Origin of the sequence: Corynebacterium sp. ACRPQ (assembly GCF_022347225.1) — a bacterium.
In the GTDB taxonomy this organism is placed as follows: Bacteria; Actinomycetota; Actinomycetes; order Mycobacteriales; family Mycobacteriaceae; genus Corynebacterium; species Corynebacterium tuberculostearicum_D.
Genome location: NZ_JAKRNF010000014.1, coordinates 1 through 20077, shown reverse-complemented (window position 1 = coordinate 20077; position 20077 = coordinate 1). Strand labels below are relative to the sequence as shown.

The 20077-nt window shown below is 60.7% G+C and carries 21 protein-coding genes and 1 tRNA gene; 5 read left to right on the top strand and 17 right to left on the bottom strand.

Annotated features, from left to right (window positions below; translation table 11 throughout):
* Positions 1 to 21 precede the first annotated feature (21 nt).
* A tRNA-Leu gene (locus MHY24_RS08935) sits at positions 22 to 103 on the bottom strand.
* Positions 104 to 226: 123 nt separating this feature from the next.
* On the opposite strand from MHY24_RS08935, the gene MHY24_RS08930 reads away from it, so the two are divergent.
* A complete protein-coding gene (locus tag MHY24_RS08930) occupies positions 227 to 616 on the top strand; it encodes a hypothetical protein (protein WP_204611410.1) in 390 nt (129 codons plus the stop codon).
* Positions 617 to 618: 2 nt separating this feature from the next.
* The gene (locus MHY24_RS08925; protein ID WP_204611086.1) at positions 619 to 963 is read left to right on the top strand and encodes a DUF3817 domain-containing protein; all 345 of its coding nucleotides are present in this window, start codon (positions 619 to 621) and stop codon (positions 961 to 963) included.
* On the opposite strand, the gene rdgB is transcribed toward MHY24_RS08925, so the two are convergent.
* The 8 genes from rdgB to clpS all read right to left on the bottom strand — a co-directional run bounded on the left by rdgB (position 960) and on the right by clpS (position 6378).
* Positions 960 to 1568, bottom strand: a complete 609-nt coding sequence (gene rdgB, locus MHY24_RS08920) for an RdgB/HAM1 family non-canonical purine NTP pyrophosphatase (RefSeq protein WP_204611085.1) — start codon at positions 1566 to 1568, stop codon at positions 960 to 962. The two genes, MHY24_RS08925 and rdgB, sit on opposite strands and share 4 nt — an antisense overlap.
* Positions 1562 to 2290 (bottom strand): ribonuclease PH, encoded by a 729-nt coding sequence (rph, locus tag MHY24_RS08915; RefSeq protein ID WP_005323955.1) that lies wholly within the window; start codon positions 2288 to 2290, stop codon positions 1562 to 1564. Before rph ends, rdgB begins: the two co-directional genes overlap by 7 nt.
* 15 nt (positions 2291 to 2305) lie before the next feature.
* Positions 2306 to 3067, bottom strand: a complete 762-nt coding sequence (locus MHY24_RS08910) for an MBL fold metallo-hydrolase (RefSeq protein WP_204611084.1) — start codon at positions 3065 to 3067, stop codon at positions 2306 to 2308.
* A 71-nt stretch (positions 3068 to 3138) separates the two neighbouring features.
* A complete protein-coding gene (murI, locus tag MHY24_RS08905; protein WP_204611083.1) occupies positions 3139 to 3918 on the bottom strand; it encodes a glutamate racemase in 780 nt (259 codons plus the stop codon).
* The gene (locus MHY24_RS08900; protein ID WP_204611082.1) at positions 3918 to 4571 is read right to left on the bottom strand and encodes a rhomboid family intramembrane serine protease; all 654 of its coding nucleotides are present in this window, start codon (positions 4569 to 4571) and stop codon (positions 3918 to 3920) included. Before MHY24_RS08900 ends, murI begins: the two co-directional genes overlap by 1 nt.
* A 13-nt stretch (positions 4572 to 4584) precedes the next feature.
* A complete protein-coding gene (locus MHY24_RS08895) occupies positions 4585 to 5511 on the bottom strand; it encodes a P1 family peptidase (protein ID WP_239230069.1) in 927 nt (308 codons plus the stop codon).
* On the bottom strand, positions 5511 to 6047 hold the full coding sequence (locus MHY24_RS08890; RefSeq protein WP_005323949.1) for a DUF2017 domain-containing protein: 537 nt from the start codon (positions 6045 to 6047) through the stop codon (positions 5511 to 5513). The genes MHY24_RS08895 and MHY24_RS08890 overlap by 1 nt, the downstream gene beginning before the upstream one ends.
* A 4-nt stretch (positions 6048 to 6051) precedes the next feature.
* Entirely contained in the window at positions 6052 to 6378 is a 327-nt protein-coding gene (gene clpS, locus MHY24_RS08885) for an ATP-dependent Clp protease adapter ClpS (RefSeq protein ID WP_005323948.1), read from the bottom strand.
* A 122-nt stretch (positions 6379 to 6500) separates the two neighbouring features.
* Here clpS and MHY24_RS08880 point away from each other — a divergent pair, with 122 nt between their 5' ends.
* Together MHY24_RS08880 and MHY24_RS08875 are read left to right on the top strand one after the other, a co-directional pair.
* The gene (locus MHY24_RS08880; RefSeq protein ID WP_367398058.1) at positions 6501 to 7829 is read left to right on the top strand and encodes a nicotinate phosphoribosyltransferase; all 1329 of its coding nucleotides are present in this window, start codon (positions 6501 to 6503) and stop codon (positions 7827 to 7829) included.
* Positions 7830 to 7847: 18 nt separating this feature from the next.
* Positions 7848 to 9827 (top strand): ATP-dependent DNA helicase, encoded by a 1980-nt coding sequence (locus tag MHY24_RS08875; protein ID WP_239229973.1) that lies wholly within the window; start codon positions 7848 to 7850, stop codon positions 9825 to 9827.
* Here the strand turns inward: MHY24_RS08875 and MHY24_RS08870 are convergent.
* The 4 genes from MHY24_RS08870 to nrdF all read right to left on the bottom strand — a co-directional run bounded on the left by MHY24_RS08870 (position 9793) and on the right by nrdF (position 14837).
* Complete coding sequence (locus MHY24_RS08870; protein ID WP_239229971.1) at positions 9793 to 10524, bottom strand: aminoacyl-tRNA hydrolase; 732 nt, start codon at positions 10522 to 10524, stop codon at positions 9793 to 9795. The genes MHY24_RS08875 and MHY24_RS08870 overlap by 35 nt on opposite strands.
* Positions 10517 to 11707 (bottom strand): phosphoserine phosphatase SerB, encoded by a 1191-nt coding sequence (gene serB / locus MHY24_RS08865; protein WP_239229969.1) that lies wholly within the window; start codon positions 11705 to 11707, stop codon positions 10517 to 10519. The genes MHY24_RS08870 and serB overlap by 8 nt, the downstream gene beginning before the upstream one ends.
* 103 nt (positions 11708 to 11810) lie before the next feature.
* Positions 11811 to 13505, bottom strand: a complete 1695-nt coding sequence (ctaD, locus tag MHY24_RS08860; RefSeq protein ID WP_179386926.1) for a cytochrome c oxidase subunit I — start codon at positions 13503 to 13505, stop codon at positions 11811 to 11813.
* 342 nt (positions 13506 to 13847) lie between these two features.
* Complete coding sequence (gene nrdF, locus MHY24_RS08855; protein WP_204611074.1) at positions 13848 to 14837, bottom strand: class 1b ribonucleoside-diphosphate reductase subunit beta; 990 nt, start codon at positions 14835 to 14837, stop codon at positions 13848 to 13850.
* Between the two features lie 146 nt (positions 14838 to 14983).
* Between nrdF and MHY24_RS08850 the strand changes: the two genes are divergently transcribed.
* Entirely contained in the window at positions 14984 to 15679 is a 696-nt protein-coding gene (locus tag MHY24_RS08850) for a FadR/GntR family transcriptional regulator (protein ID WP_239229967.1), read from the top strand.
* A 55-nt stretch (positions 15680 to 15734) separates the two neighbouring features.
* Here the strand turns inward: MHY24_RS08850 and nrdE are convergent, their stop codons facing one another.
* The 4 genes from nrdE to MHY24_RS08830 form a co-directional block, all read right to left on the bottom strand.
* Positions 15735 to 17897, bottom strand: a complete 2163-nt coding sequence (gene nrdE, locus MHY24_RS08845; protein ID WP_239194575.1) for a class 1b ribonucleoside-diphosphate reductase subunit alpha — start codon at positions 17895 to 17897, stop codon at positions 15735 to 15737.
* A 55-nt stretch (positions 17898 to 17952) separates the two neighbouring features.
* On the bottom strand, positions 17953 to 18384 hold the full coding sequence (gene nrdI, locus MHY24_RS08840; RefSeq protein ID WP_239229965.1) for a class Ib ribonucleoside-diphosphate reductase assembly flavoprotein NrdI: 432 nt from the start codon (positions 18382 to 18384) through the stop codon (positions 17953 to 17955).
* 23 nt (positions 18385 to 18407) lie between these two features.
* Positions 18408 to 18647 carry a glutaredoxin-like protein NrdH gene (nrdH, locus tag MHY24_RS08835; protein WP_204611069.1) on the bottom strand — a complete coding sequence of 80 codons (240 nt, stop codon included), beginning with the start codon at positions 18645 to 18647 and terminating at the stop codon, positions 18408 to 18410.
* Between the two features lie 306 nt (positions 18648 to 18953).
* Positions 18954 to 19859 (bottom strand): alpha/beta fold hydrolase, encoded by a 906-nt coding sequence (locus MHY24_RS08830; RefSeq protein WP_239229956.1) that lies wholly within the window; start codon positions 19857 to 19859, stop codon positions 18954 to 18956.
* Positions 19860 to 20077 lie beyond the last annotated feature (218 nt).

Genomic DNA, 20077 nt, shown 5'->3' with positions numbered 1-20077 from the left:
GAGAGCCAGCGGCGCCGATAGTGCGCCCGGTGAGACTTGAACTCACACGTCATAAGACACTAGAACCTAAATCTAGCGCGTCTGCCAATTCCGCCACGGGCGCGGGGGACTTGCCATAGTGTACACGGCACGCCGTCAATCCAGAAACCAGGGGTGTTCTGTTTTCCGGCCGCTGGTGGGTAGGGTGGAACGCGTGAGCACTCAAGAGGAAAAGAAGAACAAGCGCATGCAGGTGCGGTGGTGGCACATCCTCCTCATCGCGTTTTTCGTCGTGCTCTTCCTATTCCTGGCCTATTGGCAATGGACGCGCTTCCGCTCCGGCTCGGGCACCTTCCAAAACTTGGGCTATGCCTTCCAGTGGCCACTGTTCGCCGTGTTCGTGGTCTATGCCTATCGCACCACGCTGCGCTATGAAAACGAGCGCCTTGCGGCCGAGGAAGAAGCCCGCGACATGGATAGCACCGTCACTGAGGCCCCGGCTGAGTCTCCCGCACAGCCGCAGGCAGATACCAAAATCGATGAGGATTTCCTGCCCCAGCGGCCGCAGATAGATGTGGAAACGTTCAACGCCATGAATACCCCGCGCCGCCGGCGCGGCGAGAATGAAGAAAGCTGATTATGACCAATAAAGTTCACCCCGCCCGCCAGGCCCGCATCCGCGGACCTTTGAAGTTTTTCTCCATCGCGGCCACCGTGACCGGTGTCTTCCTGATTATCCTGGTCATCCGCATGGTCTGCCAGTACCTCATCGGCATGGAGATCCCAGAGTGGGCCACCTATATCGCGATCGTGCACGGCATCGCGTACATGACCTACCTGCTGTCCATCCTCATCCTCGGCCCGCGCGCGCTGTGGCCGGTGGGCAAGCTCTTTACCACCGCCCTTGCCGGCGTGGTGCCCTTCCTGTCCTTCTGGATGGAGCACAAGCGCCGCAAGGAGATTAAGGAGGAGTTCCAGCTTTAGGAACTACGAACCAGCTCCGCGATGGCGGGGACTAGTTGACTTAGAGCGCGGCCGCGATGCGAGACCGCGTTCTTTTCTTCTGAGACCATCTCCGCGGCCGACCGGGACTCGCCTTCTGGCTGAAAGAGCGGGTCATAGCCAAAGCCGTTGTCCCCGCGCGGCTCGCGCAGGAAGCGGCCTTCCCAGCGGCCCTCGGCCACGTGCTCGGTGCCATCGGGAGTCACGAGCGCGCAGACGGAGACAAAGGCGGCGGCGCGGCGCTCATCGGGGACATCGGCCATCTGTGCCAAGACCAGGTCATTATTGGCCTGGTCATTGCCGTGCTGGCCGGACCAGCGGGCGGAAAGCACGCCGGGCATGCCGTTGAGCTCTTCGATGGCCAGGCCGGAATCATCCGCGATGGTGGCAAAGCCGGTCGCGGCCGCGCCGGCGCGGGCCTTGATGAGCGCGTTATCGGCAAAGGTGCGGCCGTCTTCCACCGGCTCTGGGTAGGGCTCCACGGCGGATAGCGGGCGCAGCTCGACGCCCTCGATGCCGGCGTCGGCCAGGATGCGCTCCAGCTCCGCGAGCTTCTTCGGGTTATTGGACGCGACGAGAATTACCACCCCAGCGCCGCCTTCTGTGCGGCAATGAGCTCGCGGCAGCCCTTCTGGGCTACGTCTAGCATCTCGTTGAGCTCCTCGCGGCCAAAGAGGCCATGCTCGCCGGTGCCCTGGATTTCCACGAAGTCACCGGATTCCTGCATCACCACGTTGAGGTCGACCTCGGCGCGGGAGTCTTCCTCATAGGGCAGGTCGAGGCAGATTTCGCCATCAATGATGCCGACCGAGACCGCTGCGATGGGATCGAGCAGCGGCTCGCCGGGGACGACGCCCTCGGCCTTGAGGTGTGCGATGGCGTCGGCAAGCGCAACATAGGCGCCGGTGATAGACGCAGTGCGGGTGCCGCCATCAGCCTGGAGGACGTCGCAGTCGAGCTGGATGGTGTTCTCGCCCAGCTCCTCCAAGTCCACCGCGGCGCGCAGGGAGCGGCCGACGAGGCGGGAAATCTCATGGGTGCGGCCCTTGACCTTGCCCTTCATGGATTCGCGCGGCATGCGGTCATGGGTGGCAGAAGGCAGCATGGCGTACTCGGCGGTAAGCCAGCCTTCGCCCGAATCACGCTTGAAGCGCGGCACGCCATATTCCACAGATGCAGTGCACATGACGCGGGTATTGCCAAACTCCACCAGCACCGAGCCGGCCGGGTTGGTGGTGAAATTGCGGGTAATGCGGACGCTGCGCATCTGGTCGAGCGCGCGCCCATCGGCACGAGTAAATTCAGTCATGCCGCCCAGCGTATCTTAGAACTCCATCCCCGCGGCGCCGAGGACAATCTCGCCGTCGAATTCGGAGCGGGCGGCCTCCAAAGTAGCTTGCGCATCGCCCCACGGCTGAATGTGGATGAGCACGAGCTTGCTCACACCCGCCTCGCGCGCCGCCCTACCGGCTTCCGCGCCCGACATATGCATGTCCGGCGCCTTGCCCTCAGAGGTCTCGCCCCAGGCCGCCTCGCAGAGGAAGATGTCGGCACCACGGGCGGCTTCGACAAGCGCGGGCGTATACGAAGAGTCACCGGAATAGGTAATAATCTGGCCCGTCTTCGTATGCTCCACGCGCAAGGCATAGGCCTCTACCGGGTGGTTTACCGCGAAGGGGGTGATATAGACATCATCTACCAGCTGGCGCTCGCCCGGCTCCCAGGCACTAAAGGCGAAGGTATCGGACATGTCATCGATGCCATCGACCTCATCGGAGGACAGGCGGCCCAGGTGCGTGGGCGTAGCCTTCGGCCCGAAGCACATATTGCGCGAAGCCGCCGGCGCCGTGGGATGGAAGCGGCGCCACACCATCAGGGAAGGAAAATCCAGGCAGTGATCGGCATGCAAATGGCTAAAGGCCACGTGCGCATCACAAGGATCCTGCTGCTGTTCCAGCTGCGCCAAGGTGCCAGGGCCCATATCGAGGACGATGGACGGCGCATTATCGAAGGACAGCAAGTAGCCTGAGGCGGGATTCTGGGCGGTGGGGACGCTACCGGAGCAGCCTAGGATGGTCAGCTTCATGGGCTCAATAGTTCCATGAAATCACCCCGCATGCGTACTCAACGTGCAAACGGGGGAGAAATTGCACTTCCTTATGCAATCTGGGGGCCGAGAAAGCGCGTGGCAAGGCGGGCAAAGGCCTCTGGGTCGCCGGTAGATTCAAAAGTGTGGACCGGCTGATTATCTGCGGGGGCCAACATATCCGTTTCCGTGAGAATCCGCATCACATCCTTGGTGGTCTCCTCTGAGGAGGTCACCAGCGAAACATTATCGCCCATCGCCAGCTGGATAATGCCGGTCAACAGCGGATAATGCGTGCAGCCCAACACCAGCGTGTCTACCCCTTGCGCTTGCAGCGGGGCCAGGTAGCCCTCTGCGACGCCGAGAATCTGGCGGCCGGCGGTAATGCCCCGCTCGACAAAGGGAACAAAGTCCGGGCAGGCGGTGGCAAAGGCCTGCACCTTGGGGTTGAGTGCGAATAAGTCTTGATAGGCGCCAGACTTGATGGTGCCTTCAGTGCCGATGACGCCGATTTTTCCATTGCGCGTGGTGGACATGGCACGGCGCACCGCGGGCCGGATGACCTCCACGATGGGGATATCGTAGCGCTCGCGCGCATCGTGTAGGAAGGCGGCGGTGGCGGTATTGCACGCGATGACCAGCATTTTGCAGCCTCGTTCCACCAGCCGATCGGCCACGTCTTGGGAAAAGGCGCGGACTTCAGAGATGGGCCGCGGGCCATAAGGGCTGTGGGCGGTATCGCCGGTATAGATGACGGATTCGTGCGGCAGCTGTTCCATCACCGCGCGGGCCACGGTGAGCCCGCCCACGCCGGAATCAAAGATGCCGATGGGAGAGGTCGCAGTTGGCATTAGCGCTTCACTGCCTTAACCGGGTCGTCCGAGGTAATGGTCATACCGGCGAGGATTCCGCCGATGGCACCGAAGAGGTGGCCCTGCCAGCTCACGCCCTCGTAGACGGGCAACACGCCCCATACCAAGCCGGAGTAGGCGAAGCCGAGCACGATGCCCAAGATGGTCTGGATGAGCGAGCGGTTAAAAATTCCGCGCACAATCAGATATGCCAGCCAGCCATAGACCAAGCTGGAAGCACCGATATGGGAGGTACCGGGGCCGCCGATAAACCAGGTTCCAAGACCCGCGACCAGCGTGGTGATCAGCGTGACCTCCCACCAGGCCTTGCGGCCGGACAGACCGATGAGGAAGCAGAAGATGGCGCCGGGCACCGAGTTAGACATCAAGTGCTCAAAGTTGGCGTGGAGCAGCGGGGCGGTGACAATGCCCCAGATGCCATTGAAATCCAGCGGGCGAATGCCGTAGTTAGAAAGCTGGCCACCAAACAGGAAGGCGTTGATGATGTGGACCGCCCACTCCACCACGAGAAAGCCAATGGCTATAGAAAAGCCGGTGGTGATGCGGCCACTGCGGGTGTAGTTCTTGGAATCGCCGCGATTGACCTGGCCCGTGGGCGCCGGCTGGTAGTTAGATGTTCCACCTAAAGTCATAATGCGCCTTATCTTAGTCCAGCAGATCGCGGTACGCGCTCAAGCCTAGGCCGGGGTCGGCGGCGGTGACCGCGTTGACGATGGCTTCTTCCACGGCGTCGGCGGCCGCGGCGCACAGCTGGGTTATCACCTGCGTGCTCAGTTCGGCCGGGCGCTCGGCAGTGGACAAGGCGAAAATCGTGTCCCCATCCAGCGGCGAATGCGCAGGGCGTACAGCGCGGGCGATGCCGTCGTGGGCAGTCATGGCCAGGCGCTGGGCTTGGGCGGTGGTAACGGGGGCGTCGGTAAGCACGGCGCCAATGGTGGTATTGAGCTTGGACTCCGCTGGGTGCGGCAAGGCGCGGTAGGCGGCAGCATTGACCGGGGTGTGCCCCGGCGCGCCGTACAGCCGGCCGGACTGCGGCTCGATGACCTCGCCCACGGGGTTGGCAACCATCGCGGCGCTGACCTCGTAGTCACCCACCCGGCGCGTGGCCAGCCCGAAGCCGCCGCGCAGTTTGCCAGCAGTAGCACCCACGCCGGCTCCCACCGACCCCATGGATTCGTCGCTGCCCGTGAATGCGGCTCGCAGCGCGGCTGCGCCTTCCTCCGGACCGGGACGGGAAGGCCCGACCAGCAGATCAAAAATCACGGCGCCGGGAACGATAGGCACGCGCGGCCCAGGCTTGTCCTCCCCGAAGACGGGAAAGCCGATCCCTTGCTCTGCCAGCTCATTCATCACGCCGTCGGCAGCGGCCAAGCCAAAGGCGGAGCCGCCTGCTAACACCACGGCGTGGACGCGCTCGACCGTATTGTGCGGCTGTAAAAGGTCCGTTTCGCGGGTGCCTGGGCCGCCGCCGCGCACATCGACGCTGCCGAGCGCTCCGCCCGGCCCGCAGTAGAGCACTGTGACTCCGGTATCGGTGCCGCTATAGTGCCCGATGCTCATGCCGTCCGGCATTAGTCCATCAACACCTGCAGCAGCGAATCCTGGCAAAAAGCCAGCCACTCCACGAGGCTATCGCGGTCAGACATCAGGTTGTCATCGGCCACATCGCCCGCCGCGACAAAGAGGCGGAGGTCGTTGAGGCCAGCGACGAAGGCCTGGGCCTCTTGTTCGTTGATGGTGACCTCTACCCCACCGGTAGGTCCGAGGGCAGAGCCAATCACCTGCAGGTTTTCCAGCTTGGCGCGCGCAATGTCGTTTTCATGCAGGGAACGCAGCAATGATGCATCGCCTTCATATTCCTCATCGCCGGGCATTTCAAAGTCCGGGAAGAGACGGGCCAGCGAGGGATCATCCGGGGCCTCGGTATGGCCGGTGGGCATGTCCAGCATTTCCGCCAGCTCGTCCTTGGGCGCGGACTGGGCGCGCTTAATGATCGCCTCAGAGACGGTGGCGGTGAGATCGCCCAGGACCTCGCGCTCCATTGGTTCGAATACGGCCGTGATCTTCGGCGCGCGCATGAGGGACTTCTTTTTCTTCCACGGTTGCATCTATTTAACCTGCCTGCTGCATCGTTGCCCACAGACCGGCGATCTGGAGCTTTTTCACGTCCGCTTCAATCTTGTCGCGCTCGCCGCTGGACACGGCGGCTTTACCCTCGGTGTGGACCTGCATCATGAGTTCATTGGCCCGCTTCTTGTCATAGCCCAACACTGTTTGGAATACATAGGACACGTAGCTCATCAAGTTGACGGGGTCATCCCACACGATGCACATCCACGGCAGGTTCTCGCTCGTGGCTACGTCTACGTCGAGTTCTTCATCCAATTCGGGCGTAGCCATCGGAGAGCTCATCCGGACTACAGGAAATTGCGCCTTCATGCCCTCTAGCCTAACCATATTTGGGAATCTATTGTGGGCCCGCGCAATCTGGCTTCGCACATTCCGGCGCCAAAGAATCTAAACCCCTGAAAACCACCTAGTCAGTGGGTATTATCACTCCCGTGAATGACAAAGCTATCCCTAATGATCGCTCTACTGCACTGCTCACGGATAAATATGAGCTAACGATGCTCCAGGCCGCGCTGCGCGATGGCTCGGCAAACCGCCAGGTCACCTGCGAGGTATTCAGCCGCCGCCTGCCCAATGAGCGCCGCTATGGCGTAGTTGCCGGCACCGAACGCGTCCTGCGCGCAGTGGAGGATTTCCGCTTCTCGGCCAATCAGTTAGCGGAGATGGACTTCCTGGATGAGCAGACTAAGGAGTACCTGCGCCACTACCGCTTTTCCGGGCAGATTGACGGTTACCGCGAGGGCGAGCTTTATTTCCCCAACTCCCCCATCCTGACGGTGCGCGGCACCTTTGGGGAATGCTTGGTTCTTGAGACCGTCATCTTGTCCATCATGAACGCCGATTCCGCGGTGGCTTCGGCCGCCTCCCGCATGGTCACGGTAGCCGACGGCCGCCCCATTATCGAGATGGGCTCGCGCCGCACCCACGAGTATGCGGCGGTAACCTCCGCCCGCGCGGCCTACCTGGCCGGCTTCAATGCCACCTCCAACTTGGAGGCGGGCTACCGCTACGGCATTCCGGTCTCCGGCACTGCCGCCCACTCCTGGACCTTGGCGCATACCAACCCGGATGGTACCCCGAATGAAGAGGCCGCCTTCCGCTCCCAGATCGACACCCTTGGCGTAGACACCACGCTTTTGGTCGATACCTATGACATCACCAAGGGCGTCGAGACCGCAGTGAAGGTAGGTGGACCGAAGCTCGGCGGCGTTCGCATCGATTCCGGTGACCTGGGTGCGGTTACCCGCCGCGTGCGCAAGCAGCTGGATGATTTGGGCAATCACAACACCAATATCGTGGTATCTTCCGACCTTGACGAGTTCGCCATCGCCGGCCTGCGCGGCGATCCGGTAGACGTCTACGGCGTCGGCACGTCCGTAGTAACCGGCTCCGGTGCGCCCACCGCGGGCATGGTCTACAAGGTCGTAGAGGTAGACGGCATCCCAGTGGCGAAGCGCTCTTCCTCCAAGCAATCCGTCGGCGGTGCCAAGCGGGCGCTGCGCACCTACCGTTCCTCGGGTGTGGCGGTAGAAGAGATCGTCTACCCCTTCGACGCACCAGCGCCGGATACCGGCCAGCTCGATACCCGCGAGATGACCATTCCCCTCATGCGCGATGGCCACATCGTCGACGGGCTGCCTGATCTGCATGCCTCCCGCGAGTATTTAGATCAGGCCCGCAAGACCCTGCCATGGGAAGGCCTGGCGCTCTCCCGCGATGAAGCGGCCGTGCCCACGCGGATGGTGGGCTTTAAAAAGTAGGCCGCTAGACTGTGTGGGGTGAGTGAGCACGCAGATGAGCCCCTAAACCTCGACACGGAAACGCTGCTGGGAAAGGCCGTTGATGCGCTGGGCGGCAGCCGGCGCGAAGGCCAGGTGCGCATGGCCACGGCCGTCTCGGCCGCGCTCGAAAAGGAGCGCCACCTAGCTGTGCAGGCCGGTACCGGTACCGGTAAATCCCTGGCCTACTTGGTCCCGGCTATCCGGCATGCGATGAACTCGGGGTCCACCGTCATCGTCTCCACCGCGACCCTAGCCTTGCAGCGCCAGCTGGTGGAGCGCGATCTGCCGCGGCTTACTAAGGCCCTCGCCCCTGTGATGGAGCGTACGCCCACCTTCGCCATCATGAAGGGCCGCAATAACTACCTGTGCATGAATAAGATTGCGGCTACCCCGGATGACCCGGAAGCTCTTATCGACGAATCCGAGATCTCCCACCGCGGCAAAGCCGTGCGCCGCATCCACGAGTGGGCGCAGGAAACCGACACCGGTGACCGCGATGACCTAGAGCCTGGCGTACCGGACTTGGTATGGCGGGCGGTATCGGTCACCTCCAACGAGTGCTTGGGCGCGTCGCGCTGCCCGCACGGGCCGGATTGCTTTGCGGAAGAGGCTCGCAGGGCGGCTGCCGACGTCGACATCGTGGTCACCAACCACGCCATGCTCGCCATCGACGCGGTTTCTGAGGCAAATATCTTGCCGGAGCACGACGTCGCCATTATCGATGAGGCTCATGAGCTCGACGGCCGCATCACCTCTGTATCCACCGCGGAGATTACTACCCGCGCCATCAAGATGGCCGCCAACCGCGCGAAGTCGCTGGGCAATGCCGGTAGCCTCTCGGACTTGGCCGAGGAATTTGATGACCTGATGAAAATCCAAGAGCCCGGCCGTTGGACCGACTTGGATGAAACTTCCCAGGGCCACCTGCGCGCGCTTGCCGACGAATTCCTGCGCGTTAAGTCCCTCATTTCTCGCGCACCAGAAGGCGAAGCGACCGACGACCCAGAGAAAAACGCCGAGCGCCAAAACTTGAGCAACCACCTCTCCGACCTCGCGCAGGCCGTGGCGCGCATGCTGGAGGTTTTCGCCACCGATGACCCGGCCAAGCAAGACGACGTCGTCTGGCTCGAGCGCGATCCGCGCAGCGACGCCGAGACCCTCGCCGTGGCGCCCCTCTCCATCGCCCACATGCTACGCGAGAACCTCTTTGGGGAGCAGACGGTGGTGCTGACCTCGGCCACCCTCGCCCTCGGCGGCCGCTTCGATGCCATGGCCGCGCAGTGGGGCATGCCGAGCGGCACCTACGACACCTTGGATGCGGGCACGCCCTTCGACCCAGCCAAATCCGGCATCCTGTATACCGCCAAGCACCTGCCCGCGCCGGGCCGCGATGGCCTGCCCAAAGAAACCATCGATGAGATCTACGAGCTCATTATGGCCGCCGGCGGGCGCACGCTTGGTCTGTTCTCCTCCCGCCGCGCCGCGGAAGAGGCGGCCACCGCCCTCAAGCCGCGCATCCCCTTTGACCTCTTCGTACAAGGCGAGGATTCCATCGGCGCGCTGGTAGAGAAATTCTCTCAGAAGGAAAACTCCTGCCTCTTCGGCACGCTTACCCTGTGGCAAGGCGTGGACGTGCCGGGGCCGGCCTGTTCGCTGGTCATCATCGACCGCATTCCGTTTCCTCGGCCGGATGATCCCCTGATGCAGGCGCGCGCCCAAGCGGCCGATGCTGCGGGCCGCTCCGGATTCATGGAGGTCTCCGCCAACCACGCCGCCTTGCTCATGGCACAGGGCGCAGGCCGCCTGCTGCGCCACGTGACCGACCGCGGCGTGGTGGCCGTGCTCGATAACCGCTTGGAGTATAAGCGCTACGGCAGCTTCCTCAAGGCCTCCATGCCACGCTTTTGGCAGACCACCGACGCGGATACGGTGCGCGGCGCGCTTAAGCGATTGGTCGCCGCAGGGCGCACACGGTAGCCGAGTCCGGCGCAATCTCCGTGAACCCGGCGTCCACGATGACCACGGCGCCATCCTGCGCGCAGGCCGTGCGAAAATCTTCGCCGGACACCTCGCGCACCGAAAGCTCAAAACCCGTGTCGGCCCAGGCACGAGCCTCCTCCACCGACATCGCCGCGGCGAGCATCATCGAACCGTGGCCCACCTGCGCTGCGGCCTTGCCGGCAGACATGTCGAGGCTGCGGTCGACGTAGATGACGGGGGCGTCGCCAAGCGGGGCTCCCGGCTCATCATAGGGCAAGTCGGTGTGACCGATTTGCAGCTTGCCGATGAGCGGATCCACCTCCCCCACGGCCGAGGGCGCGAAGGCCCGGGCACGGTCCGCCACAGTCACGCCCGGCAGGCTCTGCACATCGCGCCAGGCCTTATTGCGCGCCCGACGGGCGATCTTGCGGATGCGGTGGCCATACCACTGTCCCAGGGCGTGGGCGAAGGCCCCGTCCTCCCCCGCGCGCTCGTCCAAGCACACGGCCACAACGGCGCTGGCGGCCGCCTCCAGCACCTCCGTGCGCGCCGGCGGCTCCTGCTTTGGCAGGTTAAGCACAATCTGCATCGCTTGGATGGTGGCGGGCTCGTCGGGGTTTTCTGGGTCATCGCGCCACGAACGCGAATCACATGCCTCCACCAAACGCTGGTGGGCTACTTCAAACTTATCCACGAACAACCTCCTCGGCCGGAATTCCCAAAATCTGTAGTACCTCATCCAACCGCCGGTGATTTACCGAGGTATCCGCCACCTCTTGCAGCGCCGGCTTAGCGTTAAAGGCGATGCCCAGCCCCGCGGCGGTAATCATATCGATGTCATTGGCGCCATCGCCCACGGCGACCGTCTGGCGCATGCTCACGCCGGAATCCGCGGCGAACTCCCGCAGGAATTCCTCCTTGGCCTTGCGGTCAACCACCTTGCCGGTTACGCGGCCGGTGAGCTTGCCATCGGCGATCTCCAAGGTATTGGCGCGGACGTAATCTAAGTGCATTTCTGCGGCTAGGCCCTCTAGAACTTGGATGAACCCACCGGAGACCACAGCGGTGCGATAACCGATGTGGTTGAGCGTGGCAATGGTCTCGCGGGCACCGGAGGTCAGCTGAATCTCGCGGGCTACCTCATCAATGATGGAAGCATCCAGGCCGGCCAGAACGGCCACGCGCTCGCGTAGGGACTCCTCAAAATCCAACTCGCCGCGCATAGCCCGGGCCGTAATGGCGGCAACCTCTTCCTCTTTGCCGGCGTGCGCAGCCAGCATCTCGATGACCTCGCCTTGGATGAGGGTACTATCGCAGTCGAAACAGACGAGGCGCTTGGAGCGCCGGCCCAGACCCGCAGGTTCAATGGCAATGTCGATACCAATCTGCTGTGCGAGCTCTGCCAGCGCTTGGCGCACAGGTGCCGCGGAACCATCGAGGGACAAGAAAAGCTCCAGGCCGGTGAGCGGGGAGGTCGACAGCCCGCGGATGCGGTCGATATTGGTATCGAAGTTGGCCAGTACGCGGGCGACCTCCTCTACGTGGTGGGCGGTGACTTCCGTTCCCATGAGAACCACCACATGCGTGGAGCGAGCTCGCGCGGTGGATTCCTCCTCCCGCACGTCCACGGATACCTGTTGCCCGTAGATGCTCAGGGTATTGCGCAAACCTTGTTCAATCTGCTCGGCGCGCGTACGGGGAATGCGGGTATGGGCAGCAAGGGTGATGCGGCCGGAAAAGATGGCCTGTTCGACGTCGACAAGCGCGGCGTTATAAGACGCTAACACGCGGAAGAAGGCCGCCGAGACCCCAGGCTTGTCCGGCCCGGTGGTGGTAATAACGGCATAGGTATCAGCTTGGGTACTCACGCCGCCCATTATCGCACGTAGGGCAAATAAGATACGCCAAAGCCGCCTCCCACGGCCCTTGGCGGGCTGGGAGGCGGCTTAAGTCAGGAGTGCTTTAGCGAGTTATATCGCTTTAGTGGCTACCCACGTGTGCTTCTTCGCGCATGCGCTGAACCATGTGCGGGTAGTGCAGCTCGAAGGCCGGACGCTCGGAGCGGATACGCGGCAGCGACACGAAGTTGTGGCGCGGCGGCGGGCAGGAGGTTGCCCACTCGAGGGAGTTGCCGTAGCCCCATGGGTCATCCACGGTGACGATCTCGCCGTAGCGCCAGGACTTGAATACGTTCCAGACCAGCGGGATAACGGAAGCGCCGAGGACGAAGGAGAAGATGGTGGAAATCTGGTTGAAGACCGTGAAGCCATCGGACTCCAGGTAGTCAGCGTAACGACGCGGCATACCCATGTTGCCGACCCAGTGCTGAACCAGGAAAGTGCCGTGGAAGCCGATGAAGGTCAGCCAGAAGTGAATCTTGCCCAGACGCTCGTCCAGCATGCGGCCGGTCATCTTCGGGAACCAGAAGTACAGGCCGGCGAAGGCGGAGAACACAACCGTACCGAACAGGGTGTAGTGGAAGTGTGCAATCAAGAAGTAGGACTCAGCCAGGTGGAAGTCCAGTGCCGGGGATGCCAGCATAACGCCGGTCATGCCGCCGAAGAGGAAGGTTGCCATGAAGCCCATGGCGAAGATCATCGGGGTATCCCAAGTGATGTGGCCCTTCCACATGGTGCCGACCCAGTTGAAGAACTTAACGCCGGTTGGAACCGCAATCAGGAACGTCATGAAGGAGAAGAATGGCAGCAGGATAGCGCCGGTGACGAACATGTGGTGTGCCCACACAGCCATGGACAGGGAGCCGATGGCCAGCAGTGCGAAGACCAGGCCGATGTAGCCGAAGACCGGCTTGCGGGAGAAGACCGGAACGACCTCAGACACAACGCCGAAGAACGGCAGCGCGAGGACGTAAACCTCAGGGTGGCCAAAGAACCAGAACAGGTGCTGCCACAGGATGCCGCCACCATTAGCGGAATCGTAGATGTGGCCGCCCAGCTTGCGGTCATACAGAACGCCCAGTGCCGCAGCGGTCAGCAGCGGGAAGATCATCAGCACGATGGCGGACGCGGTAAACACAGCCCAGCTGAAGACCGGTAGACGGAACATCGTCATGCCCGGTGCGCGCAGGGTCAGGATGGTCGTAATCATGTTGACAGCGGAGGCAATGGTACCGACACCGGTAGCGCCCACGCCGACGATCCACATATCAGCGCCGATGCCCGGGGTGTGGACACCATCAGCCAGCGGCATGTACATGGTCCAGCCGAAGTCAGCCGCACCACCTGGGGTAACGAAGCCCAGCAGCATCACGGTGCCGCCCAGCAGGGTAACCCAGAAGCCGAAGGCGTTCAGACGCGGGAAGGCCACGTCCGGCGCACCAATCTGCAGCGGCAGGATGTAGTTACCAAAGCCCCACACGACTGGGGTCGCAAACAGCAGCAGCATCACGGTGCCGTGCATGGTGAACAGCTGGTTAAACTGCTCATTGGACAAGAACTGGAGACCCGGGGTGAACAGCTCCGCGCGGATCAACAGTGCCATAAAGCCACCGAGGAAGAAGAAGCTGAAGGACATGATCAAGTACATGATGCCCAGCTGCTTGTGGTCGGTGGTGGTTAGAAATACCCAAGCCTTTGAACCGGTCTTCGCGTTACCGGTTGGCTCTGGACGTGTGGGGGCGACGTAATCGTCGACCCGTGGCGCCACAGCGGTCATAAAATCCTCCTGAATAACAAAGTGTCTGTGGACAGACTCCACCTACACCTAGGTTTACTCGCCTTATATTAGGCCATTTTCTCCTGTTCTTTCCAGCTTCCCCCAATACTTCGCCACAAGGCCAAGCCTCACCACTGACCACATCTGCCACATTGCCCCTGCACGTGGCGCGGCCACTATTTCCACCGACGGTTTTCGCCAAAGATCTAGCGTGCTATATGTCACAGCCGCGCCGAATTGTGCGGGCCCAAAACGCAAAAACACACCCCCGCTCGTTATCAACCTTTCGGTTGAGTTCGAGCAGAAGGTGTGCCGCTAGACCACGCTGATCAGCGGGAATGCTTAGAAGTCCCAGTCATCATCCGTGGTGTCCTCAGCCTTGCCGATGACATAGGACGAACCCGAACCAGAGAAGAAGTCATGGTTCTCGTCGGCATTTGGCGACAACGAGGACAAGATAGCCGGGGAAACGCGGGTCTCATCGGCTGGGAAGAGCCCCTCAAAGCCCAAGTTATTCAGTGCCTTATTGGCGTTGTACCGCAGGAAGCGCTTAACGTCCTCGGTCCAGCCCAGGTCATCGTAGAGATCCTCGGTGTAGTCGATCTCATTGTCGTAGAGGTCATAGAGCAAGTCGAAGGTGTATTCCTTCAGCTCCGCCTGGCGCTCTTCATCCAGCTGCTTATACGCCTGCTGGAACTTATAACCAATGTAGTAGCCATGCACAGCCTCATCGCGGATAATCAGGCGGATGATATCGGCGGTGTTGGTGAGCTTCGCGCGGGAGGAGAAGTACATCGGCAGGTAGAAGCCGGAGTAGAACAGGAAGGACTCCAGCAGCGTGGAGGCCACCTTCTTCTTCAGCGGATCATCGCCCTTGTAGTAGGACAAAATGATCTTGGCCTTCTTCTGCAGGTTCTCGTTTTCTTCGGACCAGCGGAAGGCATCGTTGATCATCGGCGTGGACGCCAGGGTCATAAAGATATTGGAATAGGACTTGGCGTGCACGGACTCCATGAAGGCGATATTGGTGTAGACCGCTTCCTCATGCAGAGTCTGGGAATCCGGAAGGAGGGAAATCGCACCCACCGTGCCCTGGATGGTATCCAGCAGCGTCAGGCCGGTAAAGACCCGCATGGTGGTTTCCTTTTCCTTCTCCGTCAGCGTCTTCCAGCTGGGCAGGTCATTGGAGACGGGGACCTTTTCTGGCAGCCAGAAATTACCGGTGAGGCGATCCCAAACCTCGAGGTCCTTTTCATCCGGGATGCTATTCCAGTTAATGGCCTTAACTGGCTTTTCATGACTAGAAACGTAGTCATCGTACTCGTGCGACACGCGGCGTCACTCCAATACATAATACGGACACTTTTAGCTCCCCAGCATACCCAATTCGCCCGCCCTCTAAATCATTGTGGTGGATGCCTCATGCCTATACTGATCCCAGCTATACCGAGTGCCCGCACAGAGAGGATTCACCCACGATGAGCGCCACCCCTCCCCTACTCGGCTCCGTGGTGGATCAACTCGGCGCGGATATAGTAAGCGGAGACCTCGCAGAGGGTGAGCGGTTCCGGCTGGGGGACGTCGAAAAGCGCTTTGGCATCTCCCGCACCGTAGCCCGCGAGGCCATGCGCGCCTTGGAGCACCTCGGCATGATCAGCTCTGGGCGCCGCGTGGGAATCACGGTGCTGCCGATGGAAAAGTGGGCGGTCTATGACCCGGCGGTCATTGGCTGGCGCTTAGACAACGATAAAACGCGCGGGCAGCAAGTGGCCCGACTCAACGAGCTGCGGCTTGGCATCGAACCGGTGGCCGCGCGTCTGGCTGCAGGCAATGCCACCGCCCGGCAGCGAGCTGAATTGCTGGGCCTCGCCGCGCGCTTGGCCGAGCTGGAATCCACCCCGTCTCCGCGCGTAGGCGAAGAATTAGAAACCGATCTGCGCTTCCACACCCTCATCCTGCGGGCCTCCGGCAATGAGATGCTGGCCGCGCTCGCCCCTTCCCTAGTAGCGATGCTCAAGGGCAAGTCTGTCTTTGGGTCCCGCAAGCGCGACCCCATCGGCGGCACCACACAGCTACACATGGAGCTGGCCCGCGCCATTAATGCCGGGCTTGCCGACGCCGCCGAAGAGACCTCCCGCACCATTCTCGACCGCACCCGGGCAGAAAACGGCTAAGCGCCTCGCTGCACGTCCTTCCCCACGACGTGCAGCGAGGCGCTTTACCTGCGGTTTAGAGCATGCAGGATACGCAGCCCTCGACCTCGGTGCCCTCCAGCGCCATCTGGCGCAGGCGGATATAGTACAAGGTCTTAATGCCCTTACGCCACGCATAAATCTGCGCGCGGTTGACATCGCGGGTGGTCGCGGTGTCCTTGAAGAAGAGCGTGAGCGATAGGCCCTGGTCCACATACTTGGTGGCTACGGCATAAGTATCAACGATCTTCTCGTAGCCAATCTCATAGGAGTCCTTGAAGTACTCCAGGTTGTCATTATCCATGTGCGGCGCCGGGTAGTAGACGCGGCCGATCTTGCCCTCCTTGCGGATCTCAATCTTGGAGGCAATCGGGTGGATGGACGAGGTGGAGTTATTGATATAGGAAATCGAGCCCGTCGGCGGCACCGCCTGCAGGTTGCGGTTGTACAGGCCATGCTTGGCCACATCCTGCTTCAAGTCCTCCCAGTCCTGGGCGGACGGGGTGTGGATCGAAGAGGCGTCGAAAAGCTCCTGCACCTTCTTGGTCTTCGGCTTGAACTCTTCCGGATCGTAGCGGTCGAAGAATTCGCCGGAGGCATACTCGGACTGCGGGAACTCCGTGAAGTACTCGCCGCGCTCGCGGGCAATCTTATTGGAGGCGCGCAGCGCCGCATACAGCACGGCCGCAAAGTAGGCGTTGGTGAAGTCCAACCCCTCTTCCGAGCCATACTCGATGTGCTCGCGACCCAAGTAACCGTGCAGGTTCATCTGGCCCAAGCCGATGGCGTGGGACTCGTCATTACCACGGCGCACGGACGGCACGGAATCAATGGAAGTCTTATCCGCCACGGCGGTCAAGCCGCGGATGGCGGTTTCCACCGTATTGGCGAAGTCCGGCGAATCCATGGTCATCGCGATATTCAGGGAACCCAAGTTGCAGGAAATATCGCTGCCCAGCTCCTCATAAGTCAGGTCCGCGTTGAATTCGGAGGCGGAGTTGACCTGCAGGATTTCCGAGCACAGGTTGGACATGTTGATCCACGAGGTCTTCACCGGATTCGCGCGATTTACGGTGTCCTCGAACATGATGTACGGGTAACCGGACTCGAACTGCAGCTCGGCCACGGTCTGGAAGAAGTGGCGGGCGTTAATCTTCTTCTTGCGGATGCGTGGGTCTTCCACCATCTCCTCATAGTGCTCGGTGACGGAGATGTCACCGAAGGCCTTGCCATAAACGCGCTCGACGTCATACGGCGAGAAGAGGTACATATCATCATTGCGCTTAGCCAACTCAAAGGTGATATCCGGCACGACAATGCCCAGCGAGAGGGTCTTAATGCGAATCTTCTCATCCGCATTCTCGCGCTTGGTATCCAGGAAGTTCATGATGTCCGGGTGGTGCGCGTTGAGGTAGACCGCACCGGCACCCTGGCGGGCACCGAGCTGATTGGCGTAGGAGAAGGAATCCTCCAGCAGCTTCATCACGGGGATGACGCCGGAAGACTGGTTCTCAATGTGCTTAATCGGGGCACCGGACTCGCGGATATTAGACAGCAGCAGGGCCACGCCGCCGCCGCGCTTGGAAAGCTGCAGCGCGGAGTTGATGGAGCGGCCGATGGACTCCATATTGTCCTCGATGCGCAGCAGGAAGCAGGAGACGAGCTCACCGCGCTGGGCCTTGCCGGCGTTGAGGAAGGTCGGGGTTGCCGGCTGGAAGCGGCCGGTCATGATCTCGTCTACGAGGTGCTCGGCCAGGCCTGCGTCGCCGTCCGCCAAGAACAGGGCAGTCATGGACACGCGGTCCTCAAAGCGCTCGAGGTAGCGGCGGCCATCGAAGGTCTTCAGCGTGTAGCTGGTGTAGTACTTATACGCGCCCAGGAAGGACTTGAAGCGGAACTTATAGGAATAAGCGCGCTTGAATAGCTCCTTAATAAAGGAGAAATCATACTGCTCGATGACCTGCGGGTCGTAGTACTTGTTATTAATCAGGTAATCGATCTTTTCTTCCAGATCATGGAAGTAGACCGTGTTTTGATTAACGTGCTGCAGGAAGAATTGGTTAGCGGCCTCGCGGTCTTTATCAAACTGAATCTTGCCGTTTGCATCGTAGAGATTCAGCATCGCGTTCAGAGCGTGGTAGTCCAACTGCTCTTCTGGCTTTACTGGCTCGGCGACGGTCTTCCCCAATTGCGTACTCACAGCTGACAAGGCCTTTCTTAAAAAATCAGGATCTTTATTTAAGTCGTAGTGGGCGCTAGGCCGCGGCCTCGAGCCCAAGCTCGGCGGCGTTAGCCAATAAGCCTTCACGACAAATTTTTATATCGTCTTCGTTTCCCAGCAACTCGAAACGATATACATAGGGCACTTTACATTTGGCGCTGATGACGTCACCAGCCTTGCCATAGTCGGCACCAAAATTGCTATTGCCGCCCGCGATTACCGCGCGAATGAAACTACGGTTGTGCTCATCGTTCAGGAACTTAATTACCTGTGTGGGCACGGGCCGGGAGTTCTGGTGGCTAATGGACGCACCCCCGCCATAGGTGGGGCACACCAAAACATAGGGTTCGTTGACCTTGAGGGGCTCGTCCGTGCGGCGCAGCGGGATGCGCGCGCTAGGAAAGCCCAGTTTCTGCACGAACCGGTGCGTATTTTCCGTCGCGGAGGAAAAATACACGACCAACATCGCTACTGGCCTCCCCTATTCTCTTAAGCAGAGGCCGCTACGGAAGCCAAGCCCTTGATACGGTCAGGGCGGAAACCAGACCAGTGCTCGCCATTAGCCTCAACCACTGGGGCCTGAACGTAGCCCAGTGCCATAACGTAATCGCGGGCCTCTTCATCGGCCGAGATATCGACGAGGTCATACTCAAGGCCGGCACGGTCGAGGGCCTTCTTGGTGGCATTGCACTGGACGCATGCTGGCTTGGTGTAAACGGTGATAGACATATAGATCCTTAAAGCTCCTGCATTGAAAAATTCGTCAGAGCGGGGCGCGTTTTCCCGCCTATGCGGGCGCTTCCTGCGCCGCTCTGAGCAACATCAACGACACTATACTTTGGGGGAAATGCCCGCAACTAACACAATATGTAGTAGTTACAGCCGTGGTATTCCCAGGATGGCACACCCCCAGGCCCCACATGTTGTCCACACCTACGAACAGTCATGAAACTACACCAATGGTATTCCTGCAGGTTTACCTGGAGTTCACCATTTTGTGTGCCAAAGTTCACATTTTAGGGCTGGTACGTCACCTTAAGAGCCGACTACCGAAGGCTCGCCAGAGGCACAGGTCGCCGGGTCCGGACCCTCCCCAGGGGCGCGCTTTAGCCCAAAAATGACCTGACTCAACACCGTCGGGTCGGTCGGCAGCTTGTCGTGCCGAGGAGCCACGCCACAGACTTCGCTTAAGTCAAGGTTGACCACATCGGCGCCGTCGCCAAGCGCCAGCTGCGAAGAGCTATTCGGAGTCACCGTCGTATCCCCCGGCGAGTAAATGGAGGTATAAAGCACGCCTGGCGCGGTATCTGGCAGCGCATTGAGCCGTTTAATAAACTCCGACCCCACCACTTGCTGAATGCCGGCCGTACTTGCCACAAAAGCGGCGAGGTGCGGCGCAAAGGCAATGATTTTAGAGAGCGCCTCCCCCTGCCCGTTAAGCGTGGTGCCGTGGAAGTTGCCGCCCAGCGCTACCGCATGGGAGACGTGATCCGCGCCATTGTGCATCTGGGTATAGGTCTTGATGTGCATGCCACCCTGGGAATGGCCCACCAAGTTCACCTTGTCCGACCCAGTGACCTCGCGGACATAGTCCACCTGATCCGCAATTTCCGCGGCCGAATCATCCAGGTCCGCGATGGCTTTGACGCTTGGAATCATATTCTGCAAGGTCACATCATCGGCGCCGTAATCAAAGGCCCACACGCACGCCCCCTGATCTTGCAAGAGGTGGACCAAGTTTCCCCACACGGAAGCATTATTCGAGGTTCCATGCAGCAACACAACGGGCTCAGTGATGTCCCCTGAAGGCACGCAGGACGGGTCATTGATGCCAAAGGATTCCGGCGCAGAGGATTCCCACTGTGGCTCTGCAGCATGCGCCACTGGGGCGGACAATCCGAGGGCGGCGGCAGTGAGCGCGGCAACGATTCGCTGGGACATAATTCTTCTTTCTCACGGCATGGATAGACAAATTAATTATATTCATACATTTGTCTTTATGTTCACTTGGATTTAAAAGAATTTATCCTTTGTGCCGGGGCGGATTCTAGGGGTCGTTGCAACGATGATGGTTAGTTTGGTTTGATGCTACCGGTTTGTGTGAGGGCGTTGGTCATGACTTCGGCTGGGGTGCGCCAGTTGAGTGCTTTGCGTGGTTT